The sequence below is a fragment of the Microbacterium terregens genome (assembly GCF_039534975.1).
GTDB lineage: Bacteria > Actinomycetota > Actinomycetes > Actinomycetales > Microbacteriaceae > Microbacterium > Microbacterium terregens.
On the sequence record NZ_BAAAWH010000001.1, the window covers coordinates 361,114 to 387,687 of the forward strand.

General features: G+C 66.7%; 27 protein-coding genes, 2 tRNA genes and 1 riboswitch. Of the genes, 16 read left to right on the forward strand and 13 right to left on the reverse strand.

The features are described 5' to 3' along the window. Positions 1 to 20: 20 nt before the first annotated feature. The 5 genes from gyrB to ABD655_RS01760 all read left to right on the forward strand — a co-directional run bounded on the left by gyrB (position 21) and on the right by ABD655_RS01760 (position 5,508). Complete coding sequence (gene gyrB / locus ABD655_RS01740; protein ID WP_344711066.1) at positions 21 to 2,075, forward strand: DNA topoisomerase (ATP-hydrolyzing) subunit B; 2,055 nt, start codon at positions 21 to 23, stop codon at positions 2,073 to 2,075. A gap of 53 nt (positions 2,076 to 2,128) precedes the next feature. Further along, the gene (gene gyrA, locus ABD655_RS01745; protein WP_344711069.1) at positions 2,129 to 4,696 is read left to right on the forward strand and encodes a DNA gyrase subunit A; all 2,568 of its coding nucleotides are present in this window, start codon (positions 2,129 to 2,131) and stop codon (positions 4,694 to 4,696) included. Continuing rightward, positions 4,693 to 5,097, forward strand: a complete 405-nt coding sequence (locus ABD655_RS01750; protein ID WP_344711072.1) for a DUF3566 domain-containing protein — start codon at positions 4,693 to 4,695, stop codon at positions 5,095 to 5,097. The genes gyrA and ABD655_RS01750 overlap by 4 nt, the downstream gene beginning before the upstream one ends. A gap of 184 nt (positions 5,098 to 5,281) precedes the next feature. Next, positions 5,282 to 5,355 (forward strand) — tRNA-Ile (locus ABD655_RS01755). Between the two features lie 80 nt (positions 5,356 to 5,435). Continuing rightward, positions 5,436 to 5,508, forward strand: a tRNA-Ala gene (locus ABD655_RS01760). A 19-nt stretch (positions 5,509 to 5,527) separates the two neighbouring features. On the opposite strand, the gene ABD655_RS01765 is transcribed toward ABD655_RS01760, so the two are convergent. Further along, positions 5,528 to 6,748, reverse strand: a complete 1,221-nt coding sequence (locus ABD655_RS01765; RefSeq protein ID WP_486348125.1) for a site-specific integrase — start codon at positions 6,746 to 6,748, stop codon at positions 5,528 to 5,530. Positions 6,749 to 6,946: 198 nt separating this feature from the next. Here ABD655_RS01765 and ABD655_RS01770 point away from each other — a divergent pair, with 198 nt between their 5' ends. The 5 genes from ABD655_RS01770 to ABD655_RS01790 are packed head-to-tail and all read left to right on the forward strand — an operon-like array spanning position 6,947 to position 9,815. After that, positions 6,947 to 7,168: a helix-turn-helix domain-containing protein gene (locus ABD655_RS01770; protein ID WP_344711078.1), complete on the forward strand. Its 222-nt coding sequence runs from the start codon at positions 6,947 to 6,949 to the stop codon at positions 7,166 to 7,168. Between the two features lie 44 nt (positions 7,169 to 7,212). Then, complete coding sequence (locus ABD655_RS01775) at positions 7,213 to 8,133, forward strand: hypothetical protein (RefSeq protein ID WP_344711081.1); 921 nt, start codon at positions 7,213 to 7,215, stop codon at positions 8,131 to 8,133. Continuing rightward, entirely contained in the window at positions 8,130 to 8,522 is a 393-nt protein-coding gene (locus tag ABD655_RS01780; protein WP_344711084.1) for a hypothetical protein, read from the forward strand. Before ABD655_RS01775 ends, ABD655_RS01780 begins: the two co-directional genes overlap by 4 nt. Next, positions 8,519 to 9,076 carry a hypothetical protein gene (locus tag ABD655_RS01785; RefSeq protein ID WP_344711087.1) on the forward strand — a complete coding sequence of 186 codons (558 nt, stop codon included), beginning with the start codon at positions 8,519 to 8,521 and terminating at the stop codon, positions 9,074 to 9,076. The genes ABD655_RS01780 and ABD655_RS01785 overlap by 4 nt, the downstream gene beginning before the upstream one ends. Before the next feature lie 46 nt (positions 9,077 to 9,122). Continuing rightward, complete coding sequence (locus ABD655_RS01790) at positions 9,123 to 9,815, forward strand: hypothetical protein (RefSeq protein ID WP_344711090.1); 693 nt, start codon at positions 9,123 to 9,125, stop codon at positions 9,813 to 9,815. A gap of 51 nt (positions 9,816 to 9,866) precedes the next feature. Here the strand turns inward: ABD655_RS01790 and ABD655_RS01795 are convergent, their stop codons facing one another. The 4 genes from ABD655_RS01795 to ABD655_RS01810 form a co-directional block, all read right to left on the reverse strand. After that, a complete protein-coding gene (locus ABD655_RS01795; RefSeq protein ID WP_344711093.1) occupies positions 9,867 to 10,655 on the reverse strand; it encodes a hypothetical protein in 789 nt (262 codons plus the stop codon). Then, a complete protein-coding gene (locus ABD655_RS01800) occupies positions 10,648 to 10,875 on the reverse strand; it encodes a helix-turn-helix domain-containing protein (protein WP_344711096.1) in 228 nt (75 codons plus the stop codon). Before ABD655_RS01800 ends, ABD655_RS01795 begins: the two co-directional genes overlap by 8 nt. Before the next feature lie 48 nt (positions 10,876 to 10,923). After that, complete coding sequence (locus tag ABD655_RS01805) at positions 10,924 to 12,195, reverse strand: DNA methyltransferase (protein WP_344711099.1); 1,272 nt, start codon at positions 12,193 to 12,195, stop codon at positions 10,924 to 10,926. Positions 12,196 to 12,760: 565 nt separating this feature from the next. Beyond that, positions 12,761 to 13,222 carry a hypothetical protein gene (locus tag ABD655_RS01810; protein WP_344711102.1) on the reverse strand — a complete coding sequence of 154 codons (462 nt, stop codon included), beginning with the start codon at positions 13,220 to 13,222 and terminating at the stop codon, positions 12,761 to 12,763. Positions 13,223 to 13,248: 26 nt separating this feature from the next. Further along, positions 13,249 to 13,369, reverse strand: a riboswitch (SAM riboswitch). Between the two features lie 357 nt (positions 13,370 to 13,726). Between ABD655_RS01810 and ABD655_RS01815 the strand changes: the two genes are divergently transcribed. Further along, a complete protein-coding gene (locus ABD655_RS01815) occupies positions 13,727 to 14,155 on the forward strand; it encodes an NUDIX hydrolase (RefSeq protein WP_344711105.1) in 429 nt (142 codons plus the stop codon). A gap of 24 nt (positions 14,156 to 14,179) precedes the next feature. Here the strand turns inward: ABD655_RS01815 and ABD655_RS01820 are convergent, their stop codons facing one another. Together ABD655_RS01820 and ABD655_RS01825 are read right to left on the reverse strand one after the other, a co-directional pair. Continuing rightward, positions 14,180 to 14,659 carry an aminoacyl-tRNA deacylase gene (locus ABD655_RS01820; protein ID WP_344711108.1) on the reverse strand — a complete coding sequence of 160 codons (480 nt, stop codon included), beginning with the start codon at positions 14,657 to 14,659 and terminating at the stop codon, positions 14,180 to 14,182. Positions 14,660 to 14,720: 61 nt separating this feature from the next. Continuing rightward, positions 14,721 to 15,305, reverse strand: coding sequence for a DNA helicase (locus ABD655_RS01825; RefSeq protein WP_344711111.1), 585 nt, complete (start codon positions 15,303 to 15,305; stop codon positions 14,721 to 14,723). A 98-nt stretch (positions 15,306 to 15,403) separates the two neighbouring features. On the opposite strand from ABD655_RS01825, the gene ABD655_RS01830 reads away from it, so the two are divergent. Both ABD655_RS01830 and ABD655_RS01835 read left to right on the forward strand, forming a co-directional pair. After that, on the forward strand, positions 15,404 to 15,976 hold the full coding sequence (locus ABD655_RS01830; RefSeq protein ID WP_344711114.1) for a peptidylprolyl isomerase: 573 nt from the start codon (positions 15,404 to 15,406) through the stop codon (positions 15,974 to 15,976). A gap of 15 nt (positions 15,977 to 15,991) precedes the next feature. Further along, on the forward strand, positions 15,992 to 16,867 hold the full coding sequence (locus ABD655_RS01835) for a rhomboid family intramembrane serine protease (protein WP_344711117.1): 876 nt from the start codon (positions 15,992 to 15,994) through the stop codon (positions 16,865 to 16,867). A 94-nt stretch (positions 16,868 to 16,961) separates the two neighbouring features. Here the strand turns inward: ABD655_RS01835 and ABD655_RS01840 are convergent, their stop codons facing one another. Continuing rightward, a complete protein-coding gene (locus ABD655_RS01840) occupies positions 16,962 to 17,201 on the reverse strand; it encodes a cell division protein CrgA (RefSeq protein ID WP_344711120.1) in 240 nt (79 codons plus the stop codon). Between the two features lie 96 nt (positions 17,202 to 17,297). Here ABD655_RS01840 and ABD655_RS01845 point away from each other — a divergent pair, with 96 nt between their 5' ends. The 3 genes from ABD655_RS01845 to ABD655_RS01855 are packed head-to-tail and all read left to right on the forward strand — an operon-like array spanning position 17,298 to position 18,937. Next, entirely contained in the window at positions 17,298 to 18,128 is an 831-nt protein-coding gene (locus ABD655_RS01845) for a class E sortase (RefSeq protein WP_344711123.1), read from the forward strand. Next, positions 18,128 to 18,283, forward strand: a complete 156-nt coding sequence (locus tag ABD655_RS01850; RefSeq protein WP_344711126.1) for a hypothetical protein — start codon at positions 18,128 to 18,130, stop codon at positions 18,281 to 18,283. The genes ABD655_RS01845 and ABD655_RS01850 overlap by 1 nt, the downstream gene beginning before the upstream one ends. 21 nt (positions 18,284 to 18,304) lie before the next feature. After that, entirely contained in the window at positions 18,305 to 18,937 is a 633-nt protein-coding gene (locus ABD655_RS01855) for an anthranilate synthase component II (RefSeq protein WP_344711129.1), read from the forward strand. A 63-nt stretch (positions 18,938 to 19,000) separates the two neighbouring features. On the opposite strand, the gene pknB is transcribed toward ABD655_RS01855, so the two are convergent. From pknB to ABD655_RS01880, 5 genes are all read right to left on the reverse strand, one after another. Further along, positions 19,001 to 20,701 (reverse strand): Stk1 family PASTA domain-containing Ser/Thr kinase, encoded by a 1,701-nt coding sequence (gene pknB / locus ABD655_RS01860; protein WP_344711132.1) that lies wholly within the window; start codon positions 20,699 to 20,701, stop codon positions 19,001 to 19,003. 65 nt (positions 20,702 to 20,766) lie between these two features. Continuing rightward, a complete protein-coding gene (locus tag ABD655_RS01865) occupies positions 20,767 to 22,476 on the reverse strand; it encodes a serine/threonine-protein kinase (RefSeq protein ID WP_344711135.1) in 1,710 nt (569 codons plus the stop codon). Continuing rightward, complete coding sequence (locus ABD655_RS01870) at positions 22,473 to 23,930, reverse strand: peptidoglycan D,D-transpeptidase FtsI family protein (RefSeq protein ID WP_344711138.1); 1,458 nt, start codon at positions 23,928 to 23,930, stop codon at positions 22,473 to 22,475. The genes ABD655_RS01865 and ABD655_RS01870 overlap by 4 nt, the downstream gene beginning before the upstream one ends. A gap of 1 nt (position 23,931) precedes the next feature. After that, complete coding sequence (locus tag ABD655_RS01875) at positions 23,932 to 25,329, reverse strand: FtsW/RodA/SpoVE family cell cycle protein (protein ID WP_344711141.1); 1,398 nt, start codon at positions 25,327 to 25,329, stop codon at positions 23,932 to 23,934. Next, entirely contained in the window at positions 25,326 to 26,564 is a 1,239-nt protein-coding gene (locus ABD655_RS01880) for a PP2C family protein-serine/threonine phosphatase (RefSeq protein ID WP_344711144.1), read from the reverse strand. The genes ABD655_RS01875 and ABD655_RS01880 overlap by 4 nt, the downstream gene beginning before the upstream one ends. Between the last annotated feature and the right edge of the window lie 10 nt (positions 26,565 to 26,574).

Below are 26,574 nucleotides of genomic sequence, written 5' to 3' on the forward strand. Positions count from 1 at the left end.
ATGTGGAGCGCGCCGATAATATGACGTCTGATACCCCCGACAGCCTGCCCGAGCAATCCGATCAGCATTCCGTGGAACCAGACCCGGCCGAGCGGACGCATGTGCGATACGGGGCCGAAGACATTCAGGTTCTCGAGGGCCTTGAGGCCGTCCGCAAGCGACCGGGAATGTACATCGGGTCGACCGGACCGCGCGGCCTGCACCACCTGGTCCAGGAGATCGTCGACAACTCCGTCGACGAAGCGCTCGCCGGCTACTGCGACACCATCCTTGTGACCATCCTGCCCGACGGCGGAGTACGGGTCGTGGACAACGGCCGCGGCATCCCCGTGGACATGCACCAGGCCGAGGGTCGCTCGACGGTGGAGGTCGTGCTGACCGTGCTGCACGCCGGCGGAAAGTTCGGCGGCGGCGGTTACGCCGTTTCGGGTGGACTGCACGGGGTCGGATCTTCCGTGGTCAACGCGCTGTCGAGCCGCCTCGACGTGGAAGTGCGTCGCCAGGGATACGTCTGGCGTCAGTCCTACCGCGATGGGGGCGTTCCGCAGGCACCTCTGGAGCGGGCGGAGGAGAGCCCCGACACCGGCACGACCATCACGTTCTGGCCGGACGACTCGATCTTCGAGACCGTCGACTTCGATTACGACACCCTGCGCACCCGCTTCCAGCAGATGGCGTTCTTGAACAAGGGACTGCGCATCGATCTGGTGGACGAGCGCCCGGGAGCCGCGTACGAGCAGGAAGTCTCGCCCGGCGAGGTCGTTCTGCAGCAGCCGAACGACAGCTTTCTGTACGAGCGCGGGCTCGTGGACTACGTCGAATACCTCAATCGCGTGCGCAAGGCGGAGCACGTGCACGAGGACATCATCGACTTCGAGACAGAGGACACCGAGCGCAAGATCGCGCTCGAGGTCGCGATGCAGTGGACCACCTCGTACACCGAGAACGTCTTCACGTACGCGAACACCATCAATACGCACGAGGGCGGCACGCACGAAGAAGGTTTCCGCGCCGCGCTGACCACACTCGTCAACAAGTACGCCCGCGCCAACAGCCTGCTCAAGGAGAAGGACGAGAACCTCTCCGGCGACGACGTGCGCGAGGGTCTGACCGCCGTCATCTCGGTCAAGCTCGCCGAACCGCAGTTCGAGGGTCAGACCAAGACCAAGCTCGGCAACACCGAAGCCAAGGCGTTCGTGCAGAAGGTCGTCGGCGATCGGCTCGGGGACTGGTTCGACCGCAACCCCGCGCAGGCCAAGAACGTCGTGCGCAAGGCGATCGATGCGGCCACCGCACGGCTCGCTGCACGGAAGGCGCGCGAGACCGCGCGCCGGAAGAGCGTGTTCGAGAGCGCGGCCATGCCCGACAAGCTCAAGGACTGCACGAGCAAGGATCCTTCGATCAGCGAGATCTTCCTGGTGGAGGGTGACTCGGCCGGCGGCTCCGCGGTCCAGGGCCGCGACCCGCACACGCAGGCGATCCTCGCCTTGCGCGGAAAGATCCTCAACGTCGAGCGCGCGCGTCTGGACCGGGCCCTCGGCAACAAAGAAGTACAGGCGATGATCCAGGCCTTCGGCACCGGCATCGGCGAAGAGTTCGACATCGAAAAGGCCAGGTACCACAAGATCGTCCTGATGGCCGATGCCGACGTCGACGGCCAGCACATCACCACGCTGCTGCTCACCCTTCTGTTCCGCTACATGCGAGGACTGATCGAAGCGGGCTTCGTCTACCTCGCCCAGCCGCCGCTGTTCCGCCTGAAGTGGTCGAACTCGCCGCACGAGTACGTCTACAGCGACCGGGAGCGCGATGCGCTTCTGGCTGAAGGCGTCGCCACGGGCAAGCGCATCCCGAAGGACAACGCGATCCAGCGTTACAAGGGTCTGGGTGAGATGAACGACAAGGAGTTGTGGGAGACCACCATGGATCCGGAGACCCGCACGCTTCGACAGGTGACGATCGACGATGCCGCGTCGGCCGACGAGATCTTCACCATCCTGATGGGCGAGGACGTCGAGTCCCGCCGCGGATTCATCCAGCGCAACGCGAAAGACGTCCGCTTCCTCGACATCTGATCCCCCGATCGGATGCCCTGTGATCCCGGCTGCGAAGAAACGAAACGAAACCGATGACTGACGAATCACACCCCGCCGTCCCTGAGCACAATCACGGCCGCATCGACCAGATCGACCTGCAGGCCGAGATGCAGCGCAGCTATCTCGACTATGCGATGAGCGTCATCATCGGGCGTGCGCTGCCGCGCGTCGAGGATGGCCTCAAGCCGGTGCACCGCCGGGTCATCTACGCGATGTACGACGGCGGCTTCCGCCCCGACAAGTCGTTCTCCAAGTGCGCGCGTGTGGTCGGCGAGGTCATGGGTCACTACCACCCCCACGGCGACGCGCCGATCTATGACGCCCTCGTCCGCCTCGTGCAGCCGTGGTCGATGCGCTACCCGCTCGCGCAGGGTCAGGGAAACTTCGGGTCGCCCGGCAACCAGGGCGCGGCAGCACCCCGGTACACCGAGACCAAGATGGCCCAGCTCGCGCTCGAGATGGTGCGCGACATCGAAGAAGACACCGTCGATTTCCAGGACAACTACGACGGACAGACGCGCGAGCCCGTCGTCCTGCCCGCGCGTTTCCCCAACCTGCTGGTCAACGGCTCCGTCGGCATCGCGGTCGGCATGGCGACCAACATCCCGCCCCACAACCTGCGCGAGGTGGCCAGCGGCGCACTGTGGGCGCTCGCCCACCCCGAGGCGAACCGGGAGGAGCTGCTCGAGGCCCTCATGGAGCGGATCCCCGGACCGGACTTCCCGACGCACGCGCAGATCCTCGGCACCCGCGGTATCAAGGATGCCTACCGCACCGGGCGCGGCTCGATCACGATGCGCGCCGTCGTCAACGTCGAGGAGGTGCAGGGCCGCAACTGCCTCGTGATCACCGAGCTGCCCTATCAGGTCAACCCCGACAACGTCGCCGTCAAGATCGCCGACCTCGCGCGCGAGGGCAAGATCACCGGCATCGCCGATATCCGCGACGAGTCCTCCGGCCGTACGGGTCAGCGCCTGGTGATCGTCCTGAAACGGGATGCCGTCGCCAAGGTCGTGCTGAACAACCTGTACAAGCACACCCAGCTGCAGGAGAACTTCGGCGCGAACATGCTTGCGATCGTCGACGGCGTGCCGCGCACGCTGCCGCTGGACGGGTTCATCACGCACTGGATCGATCACCAGATCGAAGTCATCGTCCGCCGTACGCAGTTCCGGCTGCGCAAGGCGGAGGAGCGCATGCACATCCTGCGCGGGTACCTGAAGGCGCTGGACGCGCTCGATGACGTGATCGCCCTGATCCGCCGGTCGGCGACGGTCGACGATGCGCGCGAGGGCCTCAAGTCGCTGCTGGCGATCGACGACATCCAAGCCGACGCGATCCTCACGATGCAGCTGCGTCGCCTCGCGGCGCTGGAGCGTCAGAAGATCATCGACGAGGCCGAAGACCTCGAGTCTCAGATCGCGGACTTCAAGGCGATCCTGGCCGACCCGGTGCGTCAGCGCACGATCATCCGTGACGAGCTCACCTCGATCGTGGAGCGCTTCGGCGACGATCGGCGCACGCAGATCCTGGCCGGCTACGACGGCGACATGTCGATCGAGGACCTGATCCCCGAAGAGGAGATGGTCATCACCGTCACGCGTGATGGGTACATCAAGCGGACGCGCAGCGACAACTACCGCCAGCAGCATCGGGGTGGCCGAGGCGTCAAGGGCGCGCAACTGCGCGCGGACGACGTGGTGGAGCACTTCTTCGTCACCACGACCCACCATTGGCTGCTCTTCTTCACGACCAAGGGCCGGGTGTACCGCGCGAAGGCGTACGAGGTGCCCGAGGCGGGCCGTGACGCGAAGGGACAGCACGTCGCCAACCTGCTGGCCCTGCAGCCGGACGAGGAGATCGCACAGATCCTCGACATCCGCGACTACGGCGTGGCCACCTACCTCGTTCTGGCCACGCGGGGCGGTCTGGTCAAGAAGACCCGGCTCACCGAGTACGACACCAATCGACAGGGTGGCGTGATCGCGATCAGGCTGCGCGAAGGCGACGAGGTGACCAGCGCCCTGCTGGTCGAGGAGGGCGATGACGTCCTGCTCATCAGCCGCCACGGCATGTCGCTGCGCTTCACCGCCACCGATGATTCGCTGCGCCCGATGGGACGCTCGACCGAGGGAGTGAAGGGGATGTCCTTCCGTGAGGGCGACAGCCTGCTCTCGGCATCGGTCGCCGAGGCCGGCGCGTTCGTGTTCGTCGTCACCGACGGCGGTTACGCCAAGCGCACCGCCATCGAGCAGTATCGCGGCCAGAGCCGTGGCGGGCTCGGCATCAAGGTTGCGCGTCTGAGCGATGACCGCGGCGTTCTCGCCGGCGGTTTGATGGTCTCCGAGGACGACGAGGTCTTGGTGGTTCTTGCCAGTGGCAAGGTGGTACGCTCTGCCGTGGCCGAGGTCCCTGCCAAGGGTCGCGACACCATGGGTGTCGTTTTCGCCCGCGCCGACGACGATGATCGCATCATCGCGATCGCCCGTAACGGAGAGCGTGGCCTGACCGAGACATCAGAGGCAGCCGACACAGAAGCAGACGTGTCCGGCACACCCGAGGCCTCCGCCGAGACCCCCGAAGAGAGTACTGACGCATGAGCACCGTAGCCGACAAGCTCGCAAAGAAGTCCAGCCACAAGACCAGCGCCAAGCAGGTGCGCCTGCGGCTGGTGTACGTCGACTTCTGGTCGGCAGTGAAGCTGTCGTTCCTGGCCGCCGTCGCTCTCGCGATCGTGACAGTGGTGACCTTCTTCCTGGTCTACCTGATCGTTCAGACCACGGGACTGATCGGCAAGGTCGACGAGTTCTTCCAGAGCTTCTCAGACGGTGGCATCTCGATCACCGCGTTCATCGGCCTGCCCCAGGTGATGGCCTTCGCTGCCATCATCGCGATCCTGAACCTCGTCGTCGTGACCGTACTGGGCGCCGTGGTGGCCGGCATCTACAACCTCGCGGTCAAGGTGACCGGCGGACTGCTCGTCGGGTTCACATCCAACTAGTGACGCGGCCGTTTCGGCTCGTACGTGGGCGCATCCGGACCGATCGGACCATGCCGGATGAGCCCACCGGGGTGCCGATCGCGAGCGCATCGGCGAGAGCGAGTCGCCTGCTCCACGGATTCGTCAAATCCCCGCCGTTCAGGTAAAGTCTTGCAGGTTGACGGCGCTCGCGCCGTGACAATTCGGGGCTATAGCTCAGGCGGTTAGAGCGCTTCACTGATAATGAAGAGGTCCCAGGTTCAAGTCCTGGTAGCCCCACAGGCGAGTGGGGTGGATGCTTGCATCCACTCCCACGCCGATTGAGCCTCTTGTGCGGGCAGAGCCCGCAAAACAGCTCAGGGGCCTTAGCTCAGTTGGTAGAGCGCCTGCTTTGCAAGCAGGATGTCAGGAGTTCGAATCTCCTAGGCTCCACAGTCCAGAAGTCCCCTGATCAGAGCGCCTTTCCGGCCTCCTGCTCGGGGGACTTTCTCGTTGCCTCCAGAGCCGTTCGTGCCATGGTCGTGCCAGTAGCGGTCCCGATCGACCCTCCGGAGAGGGCATCCATACCCGCCGCGATCGCCCCGGAGCGCTCCTCCGCCGCGTGCTGGTAGAGCAGAGCCGCCCGGGCGGTCGAGTGTCCCGCGCGGGCCATGAGTTCGCGGGTCGTCGCGCCCGCCTGAGCCGCCAGAGTGAGGCTCGCGTGCCGCAGATCGTGGAGCCGGAACTGGGACAGTCCAGCCCTGCGAGCCGCCTTCCGCCAGGCCTGGCCGATCGCCCCTCCGGTGAACCGTTCGCCGTCCGAGCCGGGGAACATCGGAGCCTTGCCGAACCCGGGAGCGGTCGAGAGGTAGATCTCCAGATCCGCCGCGATGCTCGGCGGGAGATCCACCCTCCGAACGTTGCCCGTCTTGGTGCCGCTCTCGATCTCGTCGCCGCCGACGCGGACGATCTGCCGCTCGACCAGGAGGACCCCGCCCGCGTAGTCCCGCCGCTGGAGCGCGAGGAGTTCACCGAGGCGGAGATGCGCGCCAAACATGACTCGGATAGGCAGATGCCACTTCGCCGGCATCGCCGCGACGATCCGCCCGAGATCCTCGGCGCTCATGTACGGGCGCTCTGCATGCTTCACCGATCCGGCGCGGTCGATCTGGCAGGGGTTCGCGGGGATTATCCCGTCCCGCACGGCGGTCGCCATGATCGCCCGGAGGAGGCTGTAGGCCTGGCGGAGTCGAGATGATCCGTCGCCGCCTTGCCGCTTGGCGGATGCCGCGAGCGCTCGGCCCGTCTTCGTGTACCAGGCGCGGACCTGGGAGGGAGTGATCGAGGCGATCGGCATCTCCCGGAGCGGAGTGAGTGGACCGGCGAGCGTCGTCTCGTAGAGATCTCGAGTCTTGGGCGCGAGCGCTCCTCGGCGTCCCCCGTGGGCGATCCAGTCGGCGGCATACGGGCCGAACGGAACGAGCCCTGCGCGGTGGTCGATGTAGGTTCCGCGCATCCGATCGGAGCGCACGGCGGCGAGATGATCGAGCGCCTCCCGCTTCGTCTGGAACGTCTGAGGGCCGGTCATGGGGCGTCCTGCCGGGTCGAGATAGCGGGACTGCCACCGCCCGGAGGGGAGTTTGCGGACCGATCCGAAGTCGATTCGAGAACTTTTCCTGGTGCTCGTTGTCATGGGTTCTGCCTTTCGTCGGGAGTGCCTGGTTTCGGTGCCTGATCTGATCTTTCCTGCGTTCGCCTCGGATCTCACCGTGGGGTCTACTTAGTTCTCATGATGGGAACAAACTCCAGGTCAGAGTAGGAATCAGTGTCGCAAAGACACCCTATTCTGATCCCAGGACACCGGCCCGAACCGAACGAACGGAACCCAGAGATGACCACCACAGCCCCTGCTTCCGAGCGGCACGCCCTCACGATCGAGGACCTCCACGGACGCGCCACCTGCACCGTCCCCGAGGCCGCGCAGATCCTCGGGATAGGCACCTGGTCGGCCTACGAGGCGATCAAGCGCGACGAGATCCCCGTGCTCCGCATCGGCAAGCGCATCCTCATCCCCGTCCCTCGCCTCCGCGCCCTCCTCGGCGCAGACGCCTGATCCCCTCCAGCACGAGATCCCAACAGCGACAGATCGGGCGCGAGATGAACGACGACGGCGAGAGGTTCGCCCAGGTGCCGCACTGGCTCCAGGACAACGCGCACGCACTGGGCATCGGCCCGGGCGGCATCGCGGCCTACGCCGTGCTCTATCGGCGCGCGGACTGGAGCACGGGGCTGATCGAGACGGTGGGCATGGAAACGATCGCCCGTCTCTCCGGAAGCGGAAGCCGGATGACCGCGACCGCCGCCGTCAAGCAACTACTCCACGCGGGGCTCCTGGAGATCGTGACCCGCCGTCGCACCCAGCCCCACATCTACCGGCTGAGACTCCCCGCCGAGGGTCCGCCCTCCTCGGTTGGTGTCCAGAATCTAGCCACCATGGGCGATGCCGAGACTGCCGACCAGGCTCCCGTCACCGACGACGAGAAGGATCTTGGTGCCCAAAATCTAGCCACCGGGTGCCTAGAAATTGGCCACCATGGTGCCCAGAATCTAGCCACATTCAGATCTACAGATCTCTCCAGATCTCTAAAGGCCGATCCCTCCGGGCTCGCCGGGGCAATGCCCGCCAAGTCGGGCGACCCCGAGGAGATCGGCTCCGCCGTCTCCAGCCTCGCCCAGACAGACCATCTCGCGATCGGATCATCCGCTCCCAACGTCGGGACAGGTGACCTCACCTCGACGGGTGACCGACCAAGCCATAGATCCCCGCGCGCCCGCGCCAGCCGCGCGCAGATCCTCTGGCTCCGCGACCTCCGCGCCATGACCGGAACCGGACTCGAGAACCCGGACCCCCTGACCGTGCACGACGCCGACGCCGAGATCCGGGACCTCTGGCCCGAGATCGAACGACGCCGGCACCGGGGCGATCCCCTCGACGGCAACTACTGGGACCTCAGTCCGCGAGCCCGCGTCTATGTGGACGAGCACGATCTCGATATCGACCGAAGGGAAGCATCATGAGCGAGCGAGACATCCGCCAGTTCCGGCGAGCGCAGGAGACGATCGGGCAGACACGAACCGCCGCCCGCGCCGCCTCGACTCCCGACCACGCCCGGGATGCGCTCCTCGCGCAGATCCGCCGCACCCTCGACACCCCCGATCGGGTAAGTCTCCGCCGCGCGAAGGACGAACGGGATCGGGCCGTGAAGGGCTACGGCTCCGCCCTCGACTACTCGCAGGGCTGGGTGGCCGACTCGGTGCGTCGATACGTGGGGGCGATCTCAGCCGAGGCGGCGGCGAACCGGGCCGAGGTCCGCCAGACGAGGGAACTACTCGCCGCGCTCCTCGCCCTCCACGACCGCCAGAGCAAGACACCCATAGAGCAAGACACATCGGAGGGTCCAGCATGACCACGACCAAGGGCAAGACCCGAACCCAGATCGCCGCGTCGGCTCGGGAGCGGGAGGCGCGAGCCCTGGATCTCCGCCTCCTCGGCTACTCTTACGACCGCATCGCACGCGAACTCGGATTCGCCCATCGGAGCGCGGCGCGGAAGTCGGTCGAGCGGGCACTCAAGGCGATCCCTCGGGAGGCGGCGCTCGAACTTCGACAGATCGAACTGGAGCGTCTCGATCTCGCGCAACAGCGGATCGCCAAGCAGATCATGAGCGGGCATCTCGGCGCGATCGACCGGCTCCTCCGGATCATGGACCACCGGGCGAAGTTGCTGGGACTGTACGAGCCTCAGCCGGACTCGGGCATCGCTGAGGTCGTGGCGGTCCTCGGCGCATGGCTCGGGCAGGTCCGCGAGGAGGACGAAGCCCTGGACGCCTATCTGCCGGATTCGGAGCCTCAGGCCCCCCCAGGACCCCCTGGAAGGCGAGAACGCTCGGCAGACGCGAGCAGAGAGCGTCTGAGACGCATGTACGAGGATCTGGAGGCCAGGAGCCGATCAGATCCGTAGATCTATCCACATATCCACAGCCCTATCCACAGATCAGGAGATCATCATGACCAGCACTCACACCGCCGCCCTCGCCGGGTTCTTCCGGGATGCGCACGCCGCCGTCTCGACCCAGGACCGCGACAAGACACCGGAGGCGAACTCCCGCGCACAGCGGGAGGCGCTCGCCCGCGCTCGGGCCGTGCTCGCCGCTCGCATCCCCGCCGTCAACGAGCCGAGCGGCCCGGACCGCTCGCAGGTCCTCGCCAGCATCCGCCCGACCACCGCCGACTCCCTCGCCCTCGCCGCCCGCGAGCGGGAGAAGGTCGAGGCTCTCCGGAAGGCCGGTCGTCGCCTGGATCAGATCATCGCCACCGCATCCCCGGAACGGCTCGGCGCGATCCTCGACAGCCTGGAAATCATGCCCGAGGTCCTCGCGTCGTCGGAGGGCTCCGAGATCGTCGCGGAGTTCGAGTCGCTCGCCTTCGACCGGCTTGCCACTCTCGGGCATGAGCCCGCCGTCGAGCGGCTCCGCGCCGAAGAGTCCGCCGCCCCGGTTGCCGCCTGGTCGCGCGTGCTGACGGAGGCGCTCACCGGTCCGGTGACCGTGGGCGCGTGGACGGCGCTCTACCGCGCGGACGAGGCCGGGTATCGGGAGGCCCAGGCGTCCGAGATCGACGGGCTCGGGGAGGCGCTCCACCGCTCGGATCGGGAGCAAAGGCGAGCCGACCTCGCGGATGCTCAGTCCGCCGCCACCTGACCCTCGAATCAGCGAGTGCCCTGGTGCCCCACCGGATGCCGGGGCACTCCCCTAAGCGTTCTCGGGCGGATAGTCGCTAAGTGCGTTCTTCATCGCGACCGAACCCACGATCGCAGACATAATGCCGTCAGTCCCAGCACGTACCTCCGCCTGGACGCTCTCGCTACTCAACAGCGAGGACAGGTCTAGGCCAAGCAGTTCCTTCGTATACGCGGCGGCATCGTCAGCGATCAGGAAAAGCCACCCTGCTCGCTTCAGGCGGGCGATCGCTTCGGCACGTGGCGAGATTCCGCTGAAAACTAGGTAGATCGGAACGAGGCCCTCTGCGATGAGGCCCTCGGCCATCGCTACATCCTTGCGCAGTCGAGCACTGTCGTTCGGGTTGAAGTTGTAGCGGATCTCGATTCCGAGCCCGCGGCGCGCTGGATCGACGGCTTGGCCAGTTGCGGCTTCTGTTGCCGCGAGTGCCAGCACTCGATCCTCCTCGGTTAGCAATGAGAAGGGGATGCACACGTCAAGGTTCAGCCCGACGATCTTGGCAGCGACATCACTCGGCGTGAGGCCGAATCTGGCGGCCGCGACATACTTCGGCAGGTTGTCGTACAACTCACCTAGGCGTCTGCCGATGCTGATGCTCATCCGGCCCATAAGGCGGATGAGCACGTAGCCGTTGGAAGCCAGCCCGAACTGCGCGTAGACCGGGTCGGACTCCAGACTGGCCAACTCTTTTGACGAATTGCCGACACTGAAGTCGTTGTCGACCTTGTCTTGCCACCCCATCAGCGCACGTCGAAGAAGTTCCAGAAAACGGGCCTGCGTCTTCTCGGGCGACTCAGCCATTCAGCCCGCCTGAGCAGAGAAGTCGGTCTGTGTCGATTTCTAGAGCGGCAGCGATCTTCTCGACAGCGGCAAGGCTCGCGTTGGCCGTTCCGCGCTCGATTTGACCGACATAAGTTCGGTGAAGTCCCGCGTGTTCCGCCAGACGTTCCTGGCTCAATCCACGATCAGCCCGGTACGCGGCGACTCGACCCGCTAGTCGTTCAGTAAGGCCATCTGTCACACACCAACGCTGGTCGACCCAGCCGGGGATAGCGACAGAATATAGTCATTAATTCGATGCGCGAGCGCTCACCGTCACTTCGGTCAGACCCACTCCGCTGTTTCGTTTGCGGAGAACGTCCTGCTCCACCTGATCAAACCCATTCGCTAGAAAGATCTCTCCGAGGATCTCGTGAGTCTCGACCATGATGCCCTTGGACTCGGAATTCCCAACAACATAGCCAACATGCGCGCCGTCGCGCAGTTTTGGGCGAACTGCTCCGACCTGGATATCCATCGAGTTGAAGTACTTGGTCACGTAATTGCCCATGAGCGTCGACTCTTCGTGCAGGCGCTCGATCACGGCACCGGCAGCCTTCTCCACGATGGGGCGGGGCTCAACAACACCCTTCATCAGTCGGCTCGTTGCACTTCCCCAGGTGCCTCCGATGGTCTGCATGTCCAGAGCGGCAGCCTCCTTCGAAGTGGAGATGAACTCGAGGAGGTAAAGGTGGGGGCGGGTGTTCCAGACGTAACTGTAGCGATTCGGATACGGCGGCGAGGTGAACACCGCGTCGATGGACCCGTCCTCCACGAAATCGAGGATGGTGCTGTCTGCGTTGTGTATCGTCGCGGTTGCGGTGGGAAAGTCGTCTGAGATCCCCAGATCTGCGGCCATCTTCTCGACCATCTGACTGAACGGCTCGAATACGTGGATCTCGTGGTGCGAGCGATTCACGAAGGCAACCTGCAAGCGTCCAAGCGTGATGTTCGCGGTTGAGTAGACGATCTGAGCGAGTGCCAACTTCAAGTGGTTTGCGAGGGCGGCATCCTGTTGGTTGATGGCGTGACGGACAGCCACCAACTCGCGGAGAACCTGATCTCGCCACCAACGACTGACGTTGTGGATTGGTGGCAGGGAGTCGCCTAGGAACGCTGCAAACGCCTCGGGGTCGTGCGGTCCGCGTAGGACAGACTCTCTAGCGGTGGCCACCACGCGTGCGGAGGCATCCCGGAGTTGTTGCGCCGTTGGCGTCCAGTCGACGGAGGTTTGGCCGACGAACGCGAGAAATGGATTGATCTCTACACCGATGGAGTCGATCCCCAACTCCTTGGCGACGATGTTGGTCGTTCCCGCTCCAGCGAAGGGCTCCAGCACGGTCTGCCCAGGTGTGATGCCGTACTTCGATAGCCACCCTCGTACGAGATCCGGCGAGAAACTCGGAGTAAGGCGGAACCATCGATGGAACGGAGCATCGAGCCCACCTTCGAACGTCACGGCAGCGCGACGCGACCGTTTTGATGCGGTCGGTTCGAGGAGTTCCAGCCCGGGAAGTGTCATGCAACGACTTTACCCAAAGGGCTCCCGCCTCGACGGTGAGCCGCCCCCGGCTTACGCAGATCGTTTGGCGCAATTTCTAGAGCGTCGGTCTTGCATGGGCTTCCAGATGGGTTCGGACCATGCGTGTAGGCGTTCGAATCCCGGGATGGCTTTGGGGTGTCGGTGCCGTGCCAGAGTCGTGCCACTAGGGGGCCATTCGTGCCACAACTCACCCCAACAGGGCCAAACGAGAGGGGCCCGAGATCCCGTGATTCGGCGGGATTCCGGGCCTCGCCGTGTACCGTAGTGCCTGCTTTGCAAGCAGGATGTCAGGAGTTCGATTCTCCTAGGCTCCACGAAAAGGCCCGGTTATCCGGGCCTTTTCGATTGGCGATGCGCTCCAGCGTTGCTCCTATGCAAGCAGTATCGAAGCAAGCAGCAGAAGACTACGTCGTCCGGATCACGTCAGGCTGGTTCCGGTCGCCCCAAACAGCCATGTGCTTCGCGGCACGGTCCATCACGCGTCGAGCGCCGCAGCCGCATGGTGTGTGCGAAGACTGTCGAGTCGCCCTCCGCCCGTAATGCGTCAGCACGTGGATCGCGTGATGCGACCGTCCTCCCATTCCACGAGCCAGGAGCCGTCCGCGTCGAAGTGAACGGCTCCGACACCAGGTTCGCAATGTGGTGGGACCCCGCCTATCACCACGCCCGCGTCCTTCAGCACGCCGATCAGCTCATTCCACGTCCAGCCGGGATAGTTCTCTGAGACGAATGCGGCGGTGAAGCCACGGCTGACCGGAATCGGGTGACCATAGTGCAAGAGACGGTTCACGTCGACCCTCGCCCGCGCCTGGTCATAGTTGCTCGCCGCGATGCTGTCCTGCCATAGCGACGAGTCCACTTCATCCCACAGCGCCCGTTCAGCGGCCGCACCTGCGCTGGCGCGGGCGGCCCTGATCAACCAGTCATATGCGGCCCGCTGCGTCGGATCCGATCCGGGGTCGAACGAGCCGGCGGTCCGCCCGTCGTCCGTAGGGTCTGTGCACATGGCGTGCCCCTCTCGGGGCGGTGGACCCATCGAACTTGCGCGCCGCCGATCAGCGCCACGCCCGTTCTTCCCCTGGGGCACCCGGAAGTCGATGGGACTCGGGTTGCCGTGCGGCCGGCCAGGTACCGAAAGCCGCAACTCTGGAACGTGCCGTCAGACTACGGCTTACCAGCGACATCGAAGTACCCACCGAAGTGCGCGCATCGCCCGCGCGAAGTGGACTGTTGCGTCGGCGCGACGAGTTCAGTGGCGGAATCGGGTGAGCCCGGAAAAAACCATCGGAAGTGGGTCCAACATCTGTTCAGACGAAGACGCCAGCTCAGATCGAGGCTCCGCGCGGCGCGAAGCGCCGTGTGGAGGGCGGGGGGACTCTAGGCTCCACAACGTGAGAAGCACCGGCCCGCGAGGGTCGGTGCTTCTCGCGTTATCGGGTACGGCGATTCGAACGAGCGGCGAAGCCGCGCGTCGGACAAGGGGACAAATCCCCGTCGGTAGAGTCGAGGCATGGACACGCGGATCGCGGCATACGCCGTCATCATCGACGCTGATGATCGCATCCTGCTCGCCCACTGGAACGAGGGACGCCGCGCGGCGTGGACCCTTCCCGGTGGCGGGCTCGAGCCCGGTGAGGACCCGGAGCACGCAGCCCGCCGCGAGGTGCGTGAGGAGACGGGCTATCGGGCGGCCGTGGGCGAGCTCCTCGGCATCCATTCTCGTGTGATCCCCGCGACGCGACGCCTCACGCCCGGAGCGACCGGCCCGCTGCATGCTCTTCGCATCGTGTACCGCGGGCGGGTCACCGGGGGACGTCTGCGCAACGAGACCAATGGGTCCACCGACCGCGCGGAGTGGTTCCCGCTTCAGAGCCTGCACGCCCTTCGGCGCGTGAAACTCGTCGACATCGGGCTGAGGATGGCCGAGCGCCGCGACTGAGCGGTGGGCCGAGCACGCTCCTTCTCAGACGGCCTGCGAGATGTCCGCGACCGTTGCGCTGTAGGTGGCGATCAGGGCATCCGCGTCGGCGAAGAGGCTGTAGCCGTGCGCACCCGCGCCCATCGCGACACGCCGCCCGACGATGCGCTCATCGGCGAAGATCGGCCATTCGTGGGAACTGCCGATGGGAACGATCGTTCCGCGCTCGTACCCGGTGGCCGCGAGCGCCCGCGCAGGATCGGGCAGCTGCAGCTTGTTCACGCCCACCACCGCGCGCAGCTTCGGCCAGGAGATCGCCCGGTCACCGGGGATCAGGGCGAACAGATAGGTGTCGTCGCTGCGTTTGACCACCAGCGTCTTGACGATTCCTGCGGGAGGGATGCCGAGCAGCTCGGCCGCCTCGGCGAGGCTGTCCGCCGCGGGGCGCTCCTTTATCTCGATCGCCAGTCCGCGGGCTGCAGCTGCGTCGCGGACGCGAGCCAGGGGGTCGATGCCGTCGCTCATCGCACCAGGCTACCGACGACGAAGAGCCCCACCGAACGGCGGGGCTCTTCGCGAAAGTGACTCAGGCGTCCGGTGCGCGCAGCGGGTCGTCGGCAACCCACAGCTCGTCGTCGGCCCGAAGCGTCTGCCAGGCCGCATACACGACGCCGATAGCCGCTGCGACACCGAGGATGATCGCGACCACGCCTCCGGCGCCGATGCCCCGCTTGGGCGGGTCGAGCACGCGGAGCTTCTGCGCCATGCGCTTCGATGCCTGCGCGCCGTACTTGTCCGCCTTCTTCGCATACGTGGCGGCGTCCGGCATCGCGAACCCACGACCGGAGGCCAGGCGGGATCGGGTGTCGTTGGCGGCGTCCCACACCGAGAGTGCGGATCCGACCACCGCTCCTGCAGTCGGAACGACCTTGTCGCTCAGCACGTTCTTGGAGAACTGCATGCCCTTGTCGACATAGGGCGCTGCGTACTTTCCGTAACCGGCCTGCACCGAGGGCACGACCTGCTCACGACCGAAGTGGCCGAGCTGCCGGCTGGCCTCACGCGCGATGTTCGCCGCTTCGCCGACGAGCACCTGCTGCGACTCCCACAGACTGTTCGCCTGCACCTGCAGTCGGCGGAGTTCCTTCTTGCGCTTGCGGTTCACGCTCACGTTTGCCCTCCCAAAGGCCGGGGGATGTAGTTTTCCCATCTTGCCAGACCGCACCCCGGACGGGAGGGTTCCCACAGAACTCTGAGAGAATAGACGACATGCCTCAGCACACAGCGGTAGCCACTTTGCACACCAACTACGGCGACATCGTCGTCAACCTCTTCGGAGACCACGCACCCACAACGGTCGCGAACTTCGTCGGTCTGTCGGACGGATCCAAGGAGTGGACCGACCCGGCGACGGGAAAGCCGGGCACGGGCCCGCTGTACAAGGACGTCGTCTTCCACCGGATCATCTCGGGTTTCATGATCCAGGGCGGCGACCCGCTCGGGCAGGGCACCGGCGGACCGGGTTACAACTTCAACGACGAGATCAACGGTGAGCTCACCTTCACCGCACCCTACAAGCTCGCGATGGCGAACGCCGGTCTGCGGCGCAATGCGATCACCGGCCAGCCCGAAGGCACGAACGGGTCGCAGTTCTTCATCACGGTCCCCGGCCAGGGCGGACGCGGACCGGAGTGGCTGCAGGGCAAGCACTCGATCTTCGGCGAGGTCGCCGACGACGCCTCCAAGGCCGTCGTCGACACGATCAGCGCGCTGCCTACGGCCGCCGGCGACCGACCGCTCGAGCCCGTCGTGCTCCAGTCCGTCGACGTCGTCTCCGTCTAGGGCGCTCGACCCCGCGTGACCTCGCCCGACTTCGCTGGCAACAGCGACAACTACTGTTACCGGCATCCCGACCGGCAGAGTTTCGTGCTGTGTCAGCGGTGTCTGCGCACGGTCTGCCCGGAGTGCCAGACGCAGGGCGCGGTCGGCGTGGTCTGTCCGGAGTGCATGGGCGAGCAGCAGAAGACCCAGACCACCGCGCAGCGCAAGGCCGAACGACGCTGGTCGCGCCCGCGGGCGGTCACCGCCGCCGCCTCGCGGCCGCTGGTGACCTACGGGATCGTCGGGGTCACTCTGCTGGTCTACCTGACCCAGCTCATCCCCGGCCTGGCCGTCCAGGAGCTGCTCGCCTTCAACAGCCTGTTCGTCGCACCGGCGTGGAATGCGGCCCCGTTCCAGCCGTGGCGCCTGTTCACGGTGCTGCTCGTCCACAGCGGGTTCTTCCACGTCGGGCTCAACATGCTCGCGGTATGGATGATCGGCCGCAGCCTCGAGCCCCTGCTCGGGCGCTGGCGATTCCTGGCGCTGTACCTACTGGGTGGCCTGGGCGGTTCGGTGGGCGTCGCGCTCATCGCCCCGGGTATCTGGGTGGTCGGAGCCTCCGGCGCGGTATTCGGCCTGCTCGGCGCCCTGCTGGTGATCGGTCGGCACATCGGCGCGAACATCCGGGGAATCGTCCTCATCCTGGGACTGAACCTCGTGATCGGATTCGTGCCCGGGTTCCAGGTCGCCTGGCAGGCGCACGTCGGTGGCCTCGTCGTCGGCGCTCTGGTCGGGCTGATCTACGCCCGAACGCGATCGGTACGACAGCAGGCTCTGCAGGTCTGGCTGCTGGCGGCCGTGACCGTCGGCCTCTTCGCCCTGCTGCTGCTGCCGCCGCTGATCTACGGGTGATCCGCTGACGCGGCAAAGTTATCCACAGGTTCATCCACACCTGGGGATGAATCACACCCGTGTAATTCGCCGCGTGGGCGAAGGGGGAAGGTCGTCAGCGCCAGCGCGTGGTCATCAGGAATCCGACGAAGGCGATGCCGAATCCGATGACGAGATTCCAGGCACCGACGCCGGGAATGGGGAACTGCTGGCCGCTGAGGTAGAACACGAGCACCCAGACGAGACCGACCAGCATGAGGCCGATCATGATCGGCTTGAACCACACCGGATTGGGTGCGGATTCGCCTTCGGTGCGCTCCACGAGGGAGTCGTCGTCTTTGCCCGGTCGTGCCATACGGATATCCTACCCTCCCGGTCTCGGGCGGCCGGTGAAGCCCACCGGGGTCGCGCTCCGGGCAGGACCACAGGGGGCCTGCCTTAGAATCCAGGTGTGGACGAGGCAACGAACGAAGGCGCGCGCGACGCGCCGACCCGCCGCGATCGGCGCCGCAATCCGCAGCCTCGACGCCGCACCTCGGTCATGGGCGTCGTGGGCGAGCTGTTCATCACCGCTGGTGTGATCGCGCTGCTGTACGTCTCGTGGCAGCTGTGGATCGGGGACATCATCATCGGCGCCCAGTTCAAGGACGAAGCGAAATCGCTGTCCGAGGAGTGGGCCTCGCAGGAGCCGGCGGATGCCGCGCCGACGCCGCAGCCCACTGGGCAGCCCACCGAGCCCCCTGCCGCCGACCCCACCACGCCGACCACGGTGGAGGCGCCGATTCTGGCGGAGCCCGCGGAGGGCGAGATCTTCGGAATCATGCGGATCCCCCGATTCGGGCCCGACTACTACTTCAACCTGGCGGGCGGCGTGAGCGCCTCGGTCACGCTCAACCCGATCGGCATCGGCCACTACCCGGGGACGGCGATGCCCGGCCAGGCGGGGAACTTCGCTGTCGCCGGCCACCGGGGCAGCCATGGCGCCCCGTTCCAGGACCTGCCCGGACTGCGTGTGAATGACGCGATCGTGGTCGAAACCGCCGACGGCTGGTACACGTACCGGTACCGCAACCTCGAGTACGTGCAACCCGACCAGGTCGAGGTTCTGCTGCCGGTCCCGCAGGTGGTCGATGCGACGGCGACGGACAGCATCATCACGATGACCACCTGCAGCCCGCGCTACGGCTTCTCGGAGCGCGCGATCGCATACGGCGTGTTCGAGTCGTTCACCCCGCGCTCCGCCGGGGCACCGGCATCCCTCACGGAAGGAGCGACCGCCTGATGTACGCGGCGCTTTGGCGAGTCCTGCCCGGCCCGTGGTGGGTTCGGATTCTCATCCTCGTGGTCCTGATCGCCGCGGTGCTCTACGGCCTCTTCTTCTACGCCTTCCCCTGGATCGGCGACATCGTCAACCCCCAGGACGTCACCGTTGGCTGAGTGCGCACACGGGTCACCGCGATGACCGCACCGATCCTCGTCGTCGACAACCACGACAGCTTCGTGCACACCCTCGTCGGATATGTCCACGAGCTCGGCGCGGACACCGACCTCGTCGAGGCGGATGCGATCGAGACGGATGCCGCGGCATCCGTCATCGCGAATTACCGGGGCGTGCTCGTCTCACCCGGGCCGGGAACTCCCGCGCGCGCGGGCGCGTCGATCGCAGTGGTCCGCGCCGCCGCGGAGGCGCGGATTCCGCTGCTGGGCGTCTGCCTCGGTCATCAGGCGATCGCAGAGGCGTACGGTGCGACGGTCGCGCATGCACCCGAGCTGATGCACGGGATGGTCTCGCTCGTCGAGCACGACGACGATCCGCTCTACGCGGGTCTGCCGAGCCCGTTCACCGCCACCCGCTACCACTCGTTGGCCATCGTTCCGGGCACGCTGCCCGCCGAGCTGGTCGTCACCAGTCGGACCGAAAGTGGCGTCATCATGGGGATCGCGCACCGGACGGCGCCGATTCAGGGTGTTCAGTTCCACCCCGAGGCAGTACTCACCGAGGGCGGACACCGGCTACTGGGCAACTGGCTCGAGTCCGTCGGGTTCGCCGGCGCGTCCGCCCGAGGCGCCGCCCTGCACCCGCGCCGCTGACCGCGCCGCGCATCCCTCACGGCGCGGAGTGATCCGCGACCGGCGCATTGCGTGCGCCCTCGCTCAGGGACCGGAGCAGTAGGCGAGGATCACTTCGGAGTGGATCGGCGCCTCACCCGGTGCGATCGACTGCGTCCGGACGACCGGCGGGGACACGGCCGTGCACGAGGGATCTTCCTGCGGGATGACGACGAGCTGGGACTCGGGGCCTTCCAGCTCGCGCGTCGCCGCCTCGAGCGTGTACCCGGTGACGTCGTTGATCACGACGCGCCCGGTCGCCGCAACGACGTTCACCGTCGCTCCGACCGGAAGTTCGGCGCCGGCCGGCTGATCGGAGGAGATGACCGTGCCGGCTCCGAGGGCAGGGTCGTTGCGGGGTGTGACCGCGCCGAGCGTCAGGCCCGCGGTGGCGAGTGCCGAGGCCGCGGCATCCTGACCCAGCCCCTCGAGGGCCGGCACCGTCGTGGTCGCCTGGCCCGTGGACACGAACACCCGTACTTCTTGACCGGGGCTGACCGATTCACCGGCACCCGGATCGGTACGGATGACGTTGCCCACCGCAACGGTCGAGTTGGGCTCGTCGACACGGAACGACGTCAGATCCTCCGCGCCGATCTCGACGCTCGCCCGCTCATAGGTCATTCCCGCGACATCGGGGACCAGACGCGCATTCGACGGCACGTCGGTACCAGGCCGGATGGACAGGACCCAGAACAGCACCGAGATCAGGAGCACGGCGAGAATTGCCACGCTCGCCCAGATCCAGGCCACCGGCGGGCCCGCCTGCGTGCGCTTCATGGTGGTGTCGGTGCTGAGCTGGCGAAGCGATCGCGCCGTCTCGGCGGCCTGCCGAGGATTCGGGCCGTAGAGCTCGCTCGTAAGCGCCCCGACCGCCTTCTTCGAGGGAACCTTCCCGCCGACCGTCGCGTCGAGGGCCTCGCGGAACGCGGCGGCGTCCTGGTAGCGCTGGAAGGGATCCTTCGCGAGTGCGCGCAGGACGACGGTGTCCATGGTGCGCGGCACCGTCTCGTTCACCTCGGACGGAGGCAGGGGTGCTTCGCTGACGTGCTGGTAGGCGACCGCGACGGGTGATTCGCCGCGGAACGGCGGGCGACCGGCGACGAGTTCGTACAGGACCACGCCGGCCGAGTAGACGTCCGCGCGCGCGTCGACCGGTTCGCCCTTGGCCTGCTCGGGTGAGAAGTAGGCGGCGGTGCCGAGGATCGCGGTGGTCTCGGCGACCGTCGACGACGAATCGGACACCGCGCGGGCGATGCCGAAATCCATCACCTTGACCTGGCCGGCGTCGGTGACCATGACGTTGCCCGGCTTGATGTCGCGGTGCACCACACCGGCGCGGTGCGAGTACTCCAGGGCTTCGAGGATGCCGTCCACATAGCGCACGGCCTCGGAAACGGGGACGGGACCGGCGCTGATCACGTCCTTCAGGAGCGCGCCGTGGACCAGCTCCATGACGATGTACGGCACCGGCCGGACCGTGCCGTCCGGGCTGGTCTCGGTGTCTTCACCGGCGTCGAAGACTCGCACGATCGTGGGGTGGGCCATCCGCGAGGCGGCCTGCGCCTCCAACCGGAACCGCGTGCGGAACGCGTTGTCGTTGGCAAGGTCGCGGTTCAGGAGCTTGATGGCAACCTGCCGGCCCAGGGTCAGGTCGTACCCGCGGTACACGGTGGCCATGCCGCCGCGACCGATCAGCTCGTCGACGCGGTAGCGCCCCGAAAGCACGCGCGGCTCAGTTGTCACGGTCACTCCCTGGGGTGGAACAGAGCCAGCCTAACCGCTGCGACTCGACTCGCTGAATCGAACGGCTACGGGGTCGGGGTGGGATCCGGCGCGGACGGCTGGATCTGCGCGTTCGCCTCGCCCGACGGGCCCGACTCGCGCTGACCGGCCGAACCGCCCGAGCACGTGACGGTGTACGTCACGATGATCGTCTGGCCCGGGCTGTTGTCGGCCAGAAGCTGGCCGTTGCGGTCGTTCGGACCGAACGCGGCCGTGGACTGACCGGTGCTCGAGAACGTCCCGTGCACGGCCGTGAAGTTGTAGGCACTGACCGTACCCGTTCCGGACGGACAGGTGTATCCCGACCACGAGACCTGCGTCTCGTCGCCGGCCACGACCGTTCCCGCCATCGTCGGAGCGGCCGGAGCGGGCAGCGCCACCTGATCGACGTAGAACGTCAGCGTCAGCAGCTGCGACGGTGGGATGTTGCCCGATGGGCTCACGCGGTAGACCTTGTTGACGTCGTTCCCGGTCGGAGCCGGGTCCCCGCCGACGCAGTCGACAGCATCCACACCCGCATCGCGCGCCTTCGTCGCCGCCTCGCTGCAGTCCAATCCCGCCAGGCCGAGGGCATCGACCGCGATCGTCGAGGTGGTCGGGACCGGTGTCGGAGGCGCCGAGGACTCGGTCGGAGTGGGAGAGGTGCTGGTGGGGCTCGGTGTCGGCGCTTGCTGATTGGCCAGGAACGCCCAGACCGTGCCGCCGAGGACCAGCAGCAGCAGCACGATGAGTGCGATCAGCGGCCAGGTCCACGGGCTGCGCTTCTTGGCCTCGCGCTGCTCGTCCGGCGCATCCGGCGCGGGCAGCAGACGCGTCGCCGCACCGGTCTGCCCGGCAGAGGTCAGCAGCTGGGTCATGTCGTCGCCGGCGGAGGCACCCGTCGCGATCGCAGGCACGGCGGCCGCCGCGGCCGCCACATCGCCGCGCCGCAGTGCGGTGGCCGCACGGGCGACGACCGCCGCGGACGCGGGTCGGTCCTCGGGCTTCTTGGCGATCATGGCCATGACGAGGTTCTGCACGGGCACCGCCACAGTCGGCGGCAGCGGTGGCGCCTGCTCGTTGATCTGGGCCATCGCGATGGCCACCTGCGACTCGCCCGTGAAGGGCCGCCGGCCCGCGAGGCACTCGTAGGCGACGATGCCCAGCGAGTAGGTGTCGGTGGCGGGAGACGCGGGATGACCGGACGCCTGCTCAGGAGAGAGGTACTGGACGGTTCCCATGACCTGACCTGTGGCGGTCAGCGGAACCTGGTCGGCGATGCGTGCGATGCCGAAGTCCGTGATCTTGACCCGGCCGTCCGGGGTGATCAGGAGGTTGCCGGGCTTGATGTCGCGGTGGACCAGCCCTGCGGCGTGCGCCGCCTGAAGCGCTGCAGAGGTCTGCGCGACGATGTCGAGCGTCTTGTCGGTCGAGAGGGAGCCGTCGCGCTCGATGATCGTCGAGAGCGCCTCACCGGGGACGAGCTCCATCACCAGGAAGGCGCTGCCGGCTTCCTCGCCGTAGTCGAAGACGCTCGCGATGCCCTCATGGTTCACCAGCGCAGCGTGGCGCGCTTCGGCGCGGAAGCGCTCGAGGAATCCGGGATCCCCCATGTACTCGTCTTTGAGGATCTTGATGGCGACGGTGCGGCCGATCACGTGGTCGGTCGCCTCCCACACCTCGCCCATGCCGCCGATCGCGATCCGCGAGTCAAGCTCGTAGCGGCCGCCGAAGGTCACTCCCTGCGTCGGTCTCATCGTCCCAGCACCGCCTCCATGACCTTCTTCGCGATCGGTGCTGCGATGGTATTGCCGCTGCCCGACTGACCCTCGCCGCCTCCGTCCTCGATTACGACGGCGACAGCCACCTGCGGATTGTCCGCGGGAGCGAACCCGGTGAACCACAGTGTGTACGGCCGACCTGATCCATTCTCTGCGGTGCCTGTCTTGCCGCCCACATCGACTCCGTCCATTCTTGCACCCGAGGCCGCGCCGTCACTGACATTGGCGACCATCATCGCGGCCAGCTCAGCGGCCAGTGCGGAATCCAGCGCCCGCCCGAACTCGGTGTCATCGAACGTCTGCTGCACCGAGAGATCGGCGCCGATGACCTGGTCGACCATGCGTGGGTTCATGACGATTCCTTCGTTCGCGATGCCCGCGGACACCATGGCCATCTGAAGCGGAGTGGCGGTGACCTGGCCTTGCCCGAATCCGGTCAGCGCGGTCTGCGGATCGTCCAGCCCGCGCGGGTAGCTGGAGGGCGTCGAGCTGAGCGGGATCGACAGCGACGTGTTGAAGCCGTACTTGACCGCCTCCTCGCGGATCGCGGTGTCGCCGAGCTCGACTGCCAGCTCGGCGAACGGGATGTTGCAGCTCAGACGCAGGGCGTCCGCGAGCGTGACCGTCTCGTCGGGACCGCACGTGCCACCGCTGGCGTTGAAGACCACGCTGCTGGATTGCGGCAGCTGGTAGGACGCCGGGTTGGGCAGCGTCGACTGCGGAGTCCAGTCGCCCGATGCGAGTGCGGCAGAGGCGACGACGAGCTTGAACGTCGAACCGGGTGGGTTCAGGTCGCCGCCGATCGCCCGGTTGAAGAGCGGATGAGCCGGATCCGCGGCGAGCTGGTCGTAGACCGTGTTGACCTCGGCCGTGTTGTGCGCGGCGAGCTGGTTCGTATCGAAGCTCGGGCTGGTGACCATCGCCAGGACCCTCCCGGTGGACGGTTCGATCGCGATGACCGCGCCCTCCAGACCGCCGAGCGCGTCGAATGCCGCGCGTTGCACACCGGCATCCAGGCTCAGCTCGACATTGGAACCGCGCGGCGGCTGTCCGGTGAAGATGCGCTCGACGCGGGCGAGGAACTGGGAACCGGCCGTGCCGCTCAGTTCCTGGTTCATCGCCTGCTCGAGCCCCGTCGCGGCGCCCAGGGCGGGGTTGATGTAGCCGGTGACCGGTGCCCACATGGGTGCGTCGGCATACACCCGCTGCCAGCTGAAGACGTCATCGGTCGGAACCGACGATGCGATCGCCGCACCGCTGGCGATGATCGACCCGCGCTGCACCTCGTAGGAATCGTAGAGTGACCGCGTGTTGCGGGAGTTCTCCGCCAGGGTCTCCGCCTGCACCACCTGGATCACGCTCGTCGAGGCGAACAGGGCGAGGAACATCAGCAGCATGAGGATGCTGAGACGCCGAAGTTCTTTGGTCATCTCAGCCGATCACCACCCGAGGACGGCTGCGCACCGCGTCGGAGATCCGCAGCAGGATCGCGACGATGATCCAGTTGGCCACGAGCGATGATCCACCCGCGGCGAGGAACGGGGTCGTCAGCCCGGTGAGCGGGATGATGCGTGTCACCCCGCCGACCATGATGAACACCTGCAGCGCGATCGTGAACGACAGCCCGGTAGCCAGGAGCTTGCCGAAGTCGTCCTGACCGGCCAGACCGATCCGGATGCCGCGGCTGGTGAAGACCATGTACAGACACAGGATCGCGAACACCCCGATGAGGCCGAGCTCCTCACCGAGACTGGGAAGGATGTAGTCGCTCTGCGAGAGTGGCGTGATGTACGGCCTGCCCTGGCCCAGTCCGGTGCCCAGCAGGCCACCGTGTGCGAGCCCGAAGATGCCCTGGACCAGCTGGTAGCTCCCGCCGCTGCGCTCGATGACCTCCGGATTGAACGCATCGAGCCAGTTCGCGAAACGGCCGCCGACGTAGGGCAGCACGCGCGAGGCGAGGAAAGCCCCTGCCGCGGCGAGCAGCACGCCGAGAACGACCCAGCTGGTCTTTCCCGTAGCGACGTAGAGCATGGCCACGAACATCCCGAAGATGAGCAGGCCGGTGCCCAGATCGCGCTGCAGCACGATGATGGCGAGGGAGATCAACCAGATCACCAGGAGCGGGCCGAGCTCCCGGGCGCGCGGCCAGGTGAGTCCGAGGAACCGCGTGCCCACGGAGGTGAGGCTCTCGCGGGTGCGCACCAGGTAGCCCGCGAAGAAGATCGCCAGCGCGATCTTGGCCAGCTCGCCGGGCTGGAACGAGAAGAAGCCCAGCGAGACCCAGACGTCCGCATTGGCATTGGTCCCGAGCCCCGGGACGATCGGCAGGATCAGCAGCACGACGCCGACCAGGCCGGCGATGTAGGTGTAGCGGAAGAGCAGCCGGTAATTGCGCAGCAGAAGCACGACCGCGATCGCGCCACCGACGGCGATGCCCGCCCAGGCGAGCTGCTTCGTCGAGTACGCGTCCCAGCCGTGCAGGTCCTGCGCGATGTCGATGCGGTAGATCATCGCGATGCCCAGGCCCGTGAGCACGGTGGCGATCGGGAGGACGAAGGGATCGGCATCCCGCGCCTGCAGCCTCAGCACGATGTGCAGGGCGAAGACCAGAGCCGTCAGGCCGCCGCAGTAGAAGAGGAAGGTGGCGTCGATGGCCCCCAGCGCGCCGAGTTGCACCAGCGCGACGGAGGCGGAGTTGATGGCGACGGCGAAGATGAGCAGGAACAGCTCACGGTTGCGCTGGGTCTGCGGGACGCGGATGCGGCGCAGCGCGCGGATGACCGCCGTGTCGGTGGAGATCGCCTCGGTGCTGCTCGACGACGCGCTCATCGTGTGGCCTCCGCGGAGCTGCGCAGCCGGTCGACGATCGCCTCGGCGTCGGCGAGCGAACGCGCCGAGATGGTGCGTTCGACGGTGGCGCGACTGAAGGAGGGCAGGTCGGCGAGCAGGATCTCGGTGTCCTCGTGTGGTGTCGACAGGGCGATCGGACCGAGGTTCTGCTGGATTCCCTGGAAGATCACGACGGTGTCCCCGTCGGCGCCGACGTAGTACCGCGTCTGCGTCCAGCTGTATGCCGCGAACAATCCGCCGGCGATCAGGGCGAGGACGATGACCAGACCGACGATCCAACCGATGCGGCGCCGTTTGGCGCGGCGGCGATCCTCCTCGATGAGCTCCTCGAGGAATTCCGCGGCCGGTTCGAAGTGGCTCGGCTCGTTGGCGGCCTGCCGGTTCGGGTGCAGCCATCCACCGCGTCCGGAGCGCGCGGCCGGAACCTCGACACCCAGGGGGTTGGACGCGGAACCGACGATGGTGGGCGTGCCGGAGAAGATCGGATGCTGTCCGCCCACGTCGACCAGCACGATCGTGACGTTGTCGGGCGCGCCCGCATCGAGTGCCTGCTTGAGCAGATTGTCGGCGGTGCGGCCGGGCGCCAGCCCGAGGGCGAGGGCCTTCGCGGTGTGCGTGTCGTCGATCACGCCGCACAGTCCGTCCGAGCACAGCAGCCAGCGATCCCCCGGCTGGGTCGGCATGATGAACGTGTCCAGTTCGGGGTCCGGGTCCATGTCGCCCAGCACCCGCATCAGCACCGAACGGCGCGGATGGAACCGTGCCTCTTCCGGCGTGATGCGCCCCGAATCGACGAGCCGCTGCACGAAGGTGTGATCCGTCGTGATCTGCGTCAGGGCGTCATCGCGGTAGAGGTAGATGCGCGAGTCGCCGATGTGCGCGATGACCGCGTAGTCATCGACCATCACCAAAGCGCTCACGGTCGTACCCATCCCGGCGAGTTCGGGCTTGATGTGCACCGTGTCGATCAGCTCGACGGCGGCATCGGCGATGGCATCGCGCAGCGCACGCTCGGCCTCGGACGTGGACTCGAACGGGTGGTCGACGCGTTCCAGTCGTGCGATCGCGAGGCTGGATGCGACATCTCCGCCGGCGTGGCCGCCCATGCCGTCCGCGACAGCGAACAGGTTGGATCCGGCGTATCCGGAGTCCTGATTGTTGGAGCGCACCTTGCCGGTGTGCGAGATGGCGGCGCTCGAGCCCTGGAAGACCATGCGTGCGGGT

Excerpts from the sequence above, each read along its gene's own strand:
- gyrB (WP_344711066.1), top strand. The coding sequence starts at position 21 with ATGACGTCTGATACCCCCGACAGCCTGCCCGAGCAATCCGATCAGCAT.
- gyrA (WP_344711069.1), top strand. The coding sequence starts at position 2,129 with ATGACTGACGAATCACACCCCGCCGTCCCTGAGCACAATCACGGCCGC.
- ABD655_RS01750 (WP_344711072.1), top strand. The coding sequence starts at position 4,693 with ATGAGCACCGTAGCCGACAAGCTCGCAAAGAAGTCCAGCCACAAGACC.
- ABD655_RS01765 (WP_486348125.1), bottom strand. The coding sequence starts at position 6,748 with ATGACAACGAGCACCAGGAAAAGTTCTCGAATCGACTTCGGATCGGTC.
- ABD655_RS01770 (WP_344711078.1), top strand. The coding sequence starts at position 6,947 with ATGACCACCACAGCCCCTGCTTCCGAGCGGCACGCCCTCACGATCGAG.
- ABD655_RS01775 (WP_344711081.1), top strand. The coding sequence starts at position 7,213 with ATGAACGACGACGGCGAGAGGTTCGCCCAGGTGCCGCACTGGCTCCAG.
- ABD655_RS01780 (WP_344711084.1), top strand. The coding sequence starts at position 8,130 with ATGAGCGAGCGAGACATCCGCCAGTTCCGGCGAGCGCAGGAGACGATC.
- ABD655_RS01785 (WP_344711087.1), top strand. The coding sequence starts at position 8,519 with ATGACCACGACCAAGGGCAAGACCCGAACCCAGATCGCCGCGTCGGCT.
- ABD655_RS01790 (WP_344711090.1), top strand. The coding sequence starts at position 9,123 with ATGACCAGCACTCACACCGCCGCCCTCGCCGGGTTCTTCCGGGATGCG.
- ABD655_RS01795 (WP_344711093.1), bottom strand. The coding sequence starts at position 10,655 with ATGGCTGAGTCGCCCGAGAAGACGCAGGCCCGTTTTCTGGAACTTCTT.
- ABD655_RS01805 (WP_344711099.1), bottom strand. The coding sequence starts at position 12,195 with ATGACACTTCCCGGGCTGGAACTCCTCGAACCGACCGCATCAAAACGG.
- ABD655_RS01810 (WP_344711102.1), bottom strand. The coding sequence starts at position 13,222 with ATGTGCACAGACCCTACGGACGACGGGCGGACCGCCGGCTCGTTCGAC.
- ABD655_RS01815 (WP_344711105.1), top strand. The coding sequence starts at position 13,727 with ATGGACACGCGGATCGCGGCATACGCCGTCATCATCGACGCTGATGAT.
- ABD655_RS01820 (WP_344711108.1), bottom strand. The coding sequence starts at position 14,659 with ATGAGCGACGGCATCGACCCCCTGGCTCGCGTCCGCGACGCAGCTGCA.
- ABD655_RS01830 (WP_344711114.1), top strand. The coding sequence starts at position 15,404 with ATGCCTCAGCACACAGCGGTAGCCACTTTGCACACCAACTACGGCGAC.
- ABD655_RS01840 (WP_344711120.1), bottom strand. The coding sequence starts at position 17,201 with ATGGCACGACCGGGCAAAGACGACGACTCCCTCGTGGAGCGCACCGAA.
- ABD655_RS01850 (WP_344711126.1), top strand. The coding sequence starts at position 18,128 with ATGTACGCGGCGCTTTGGCGAGTCCTGCCCGGCCCGTGGTGGGTTCGG.
- ABD655_RS01855 (WP_344711129.1), top strand. The coding sequence starts at position 18,305 with ATGACCGCACCGATCCTCGTCGTCGACAACCACGACAGCTTCGTGCAC.
- ABD655_RS01865 (WP_344711135.1), bottom strand. The coding sequence starts at position 22,476 with ATGAGACCGACGCAGGGAGTGACCTTCGGCGGCCGCTACGAGCTTGAC.
- ABD655_RS01870 (WP_344711138.1), bottom strand. The coding sequence starts at position 23,930 with ATGACCAAAGAACTTCGGCGTCTCAGCATCCTCATGCTGCTGATGTTC.
- ABD655_RS01875 (WP_344711141.1), bottom strand. The coding sequence starts at position 25,329 with ATGAGCGCGTCGTCGAGCAGCACCGAGGCGATCTCCACCGACACGGCG.
- ABD655_RS01880 (WP_344711144.1), bottom strand. The coding sequence starts at position 26,564 with ATGGTCTTCCAGGGCTCGAGCGCCGCCATCTCGCACACCGGCAAGGTG.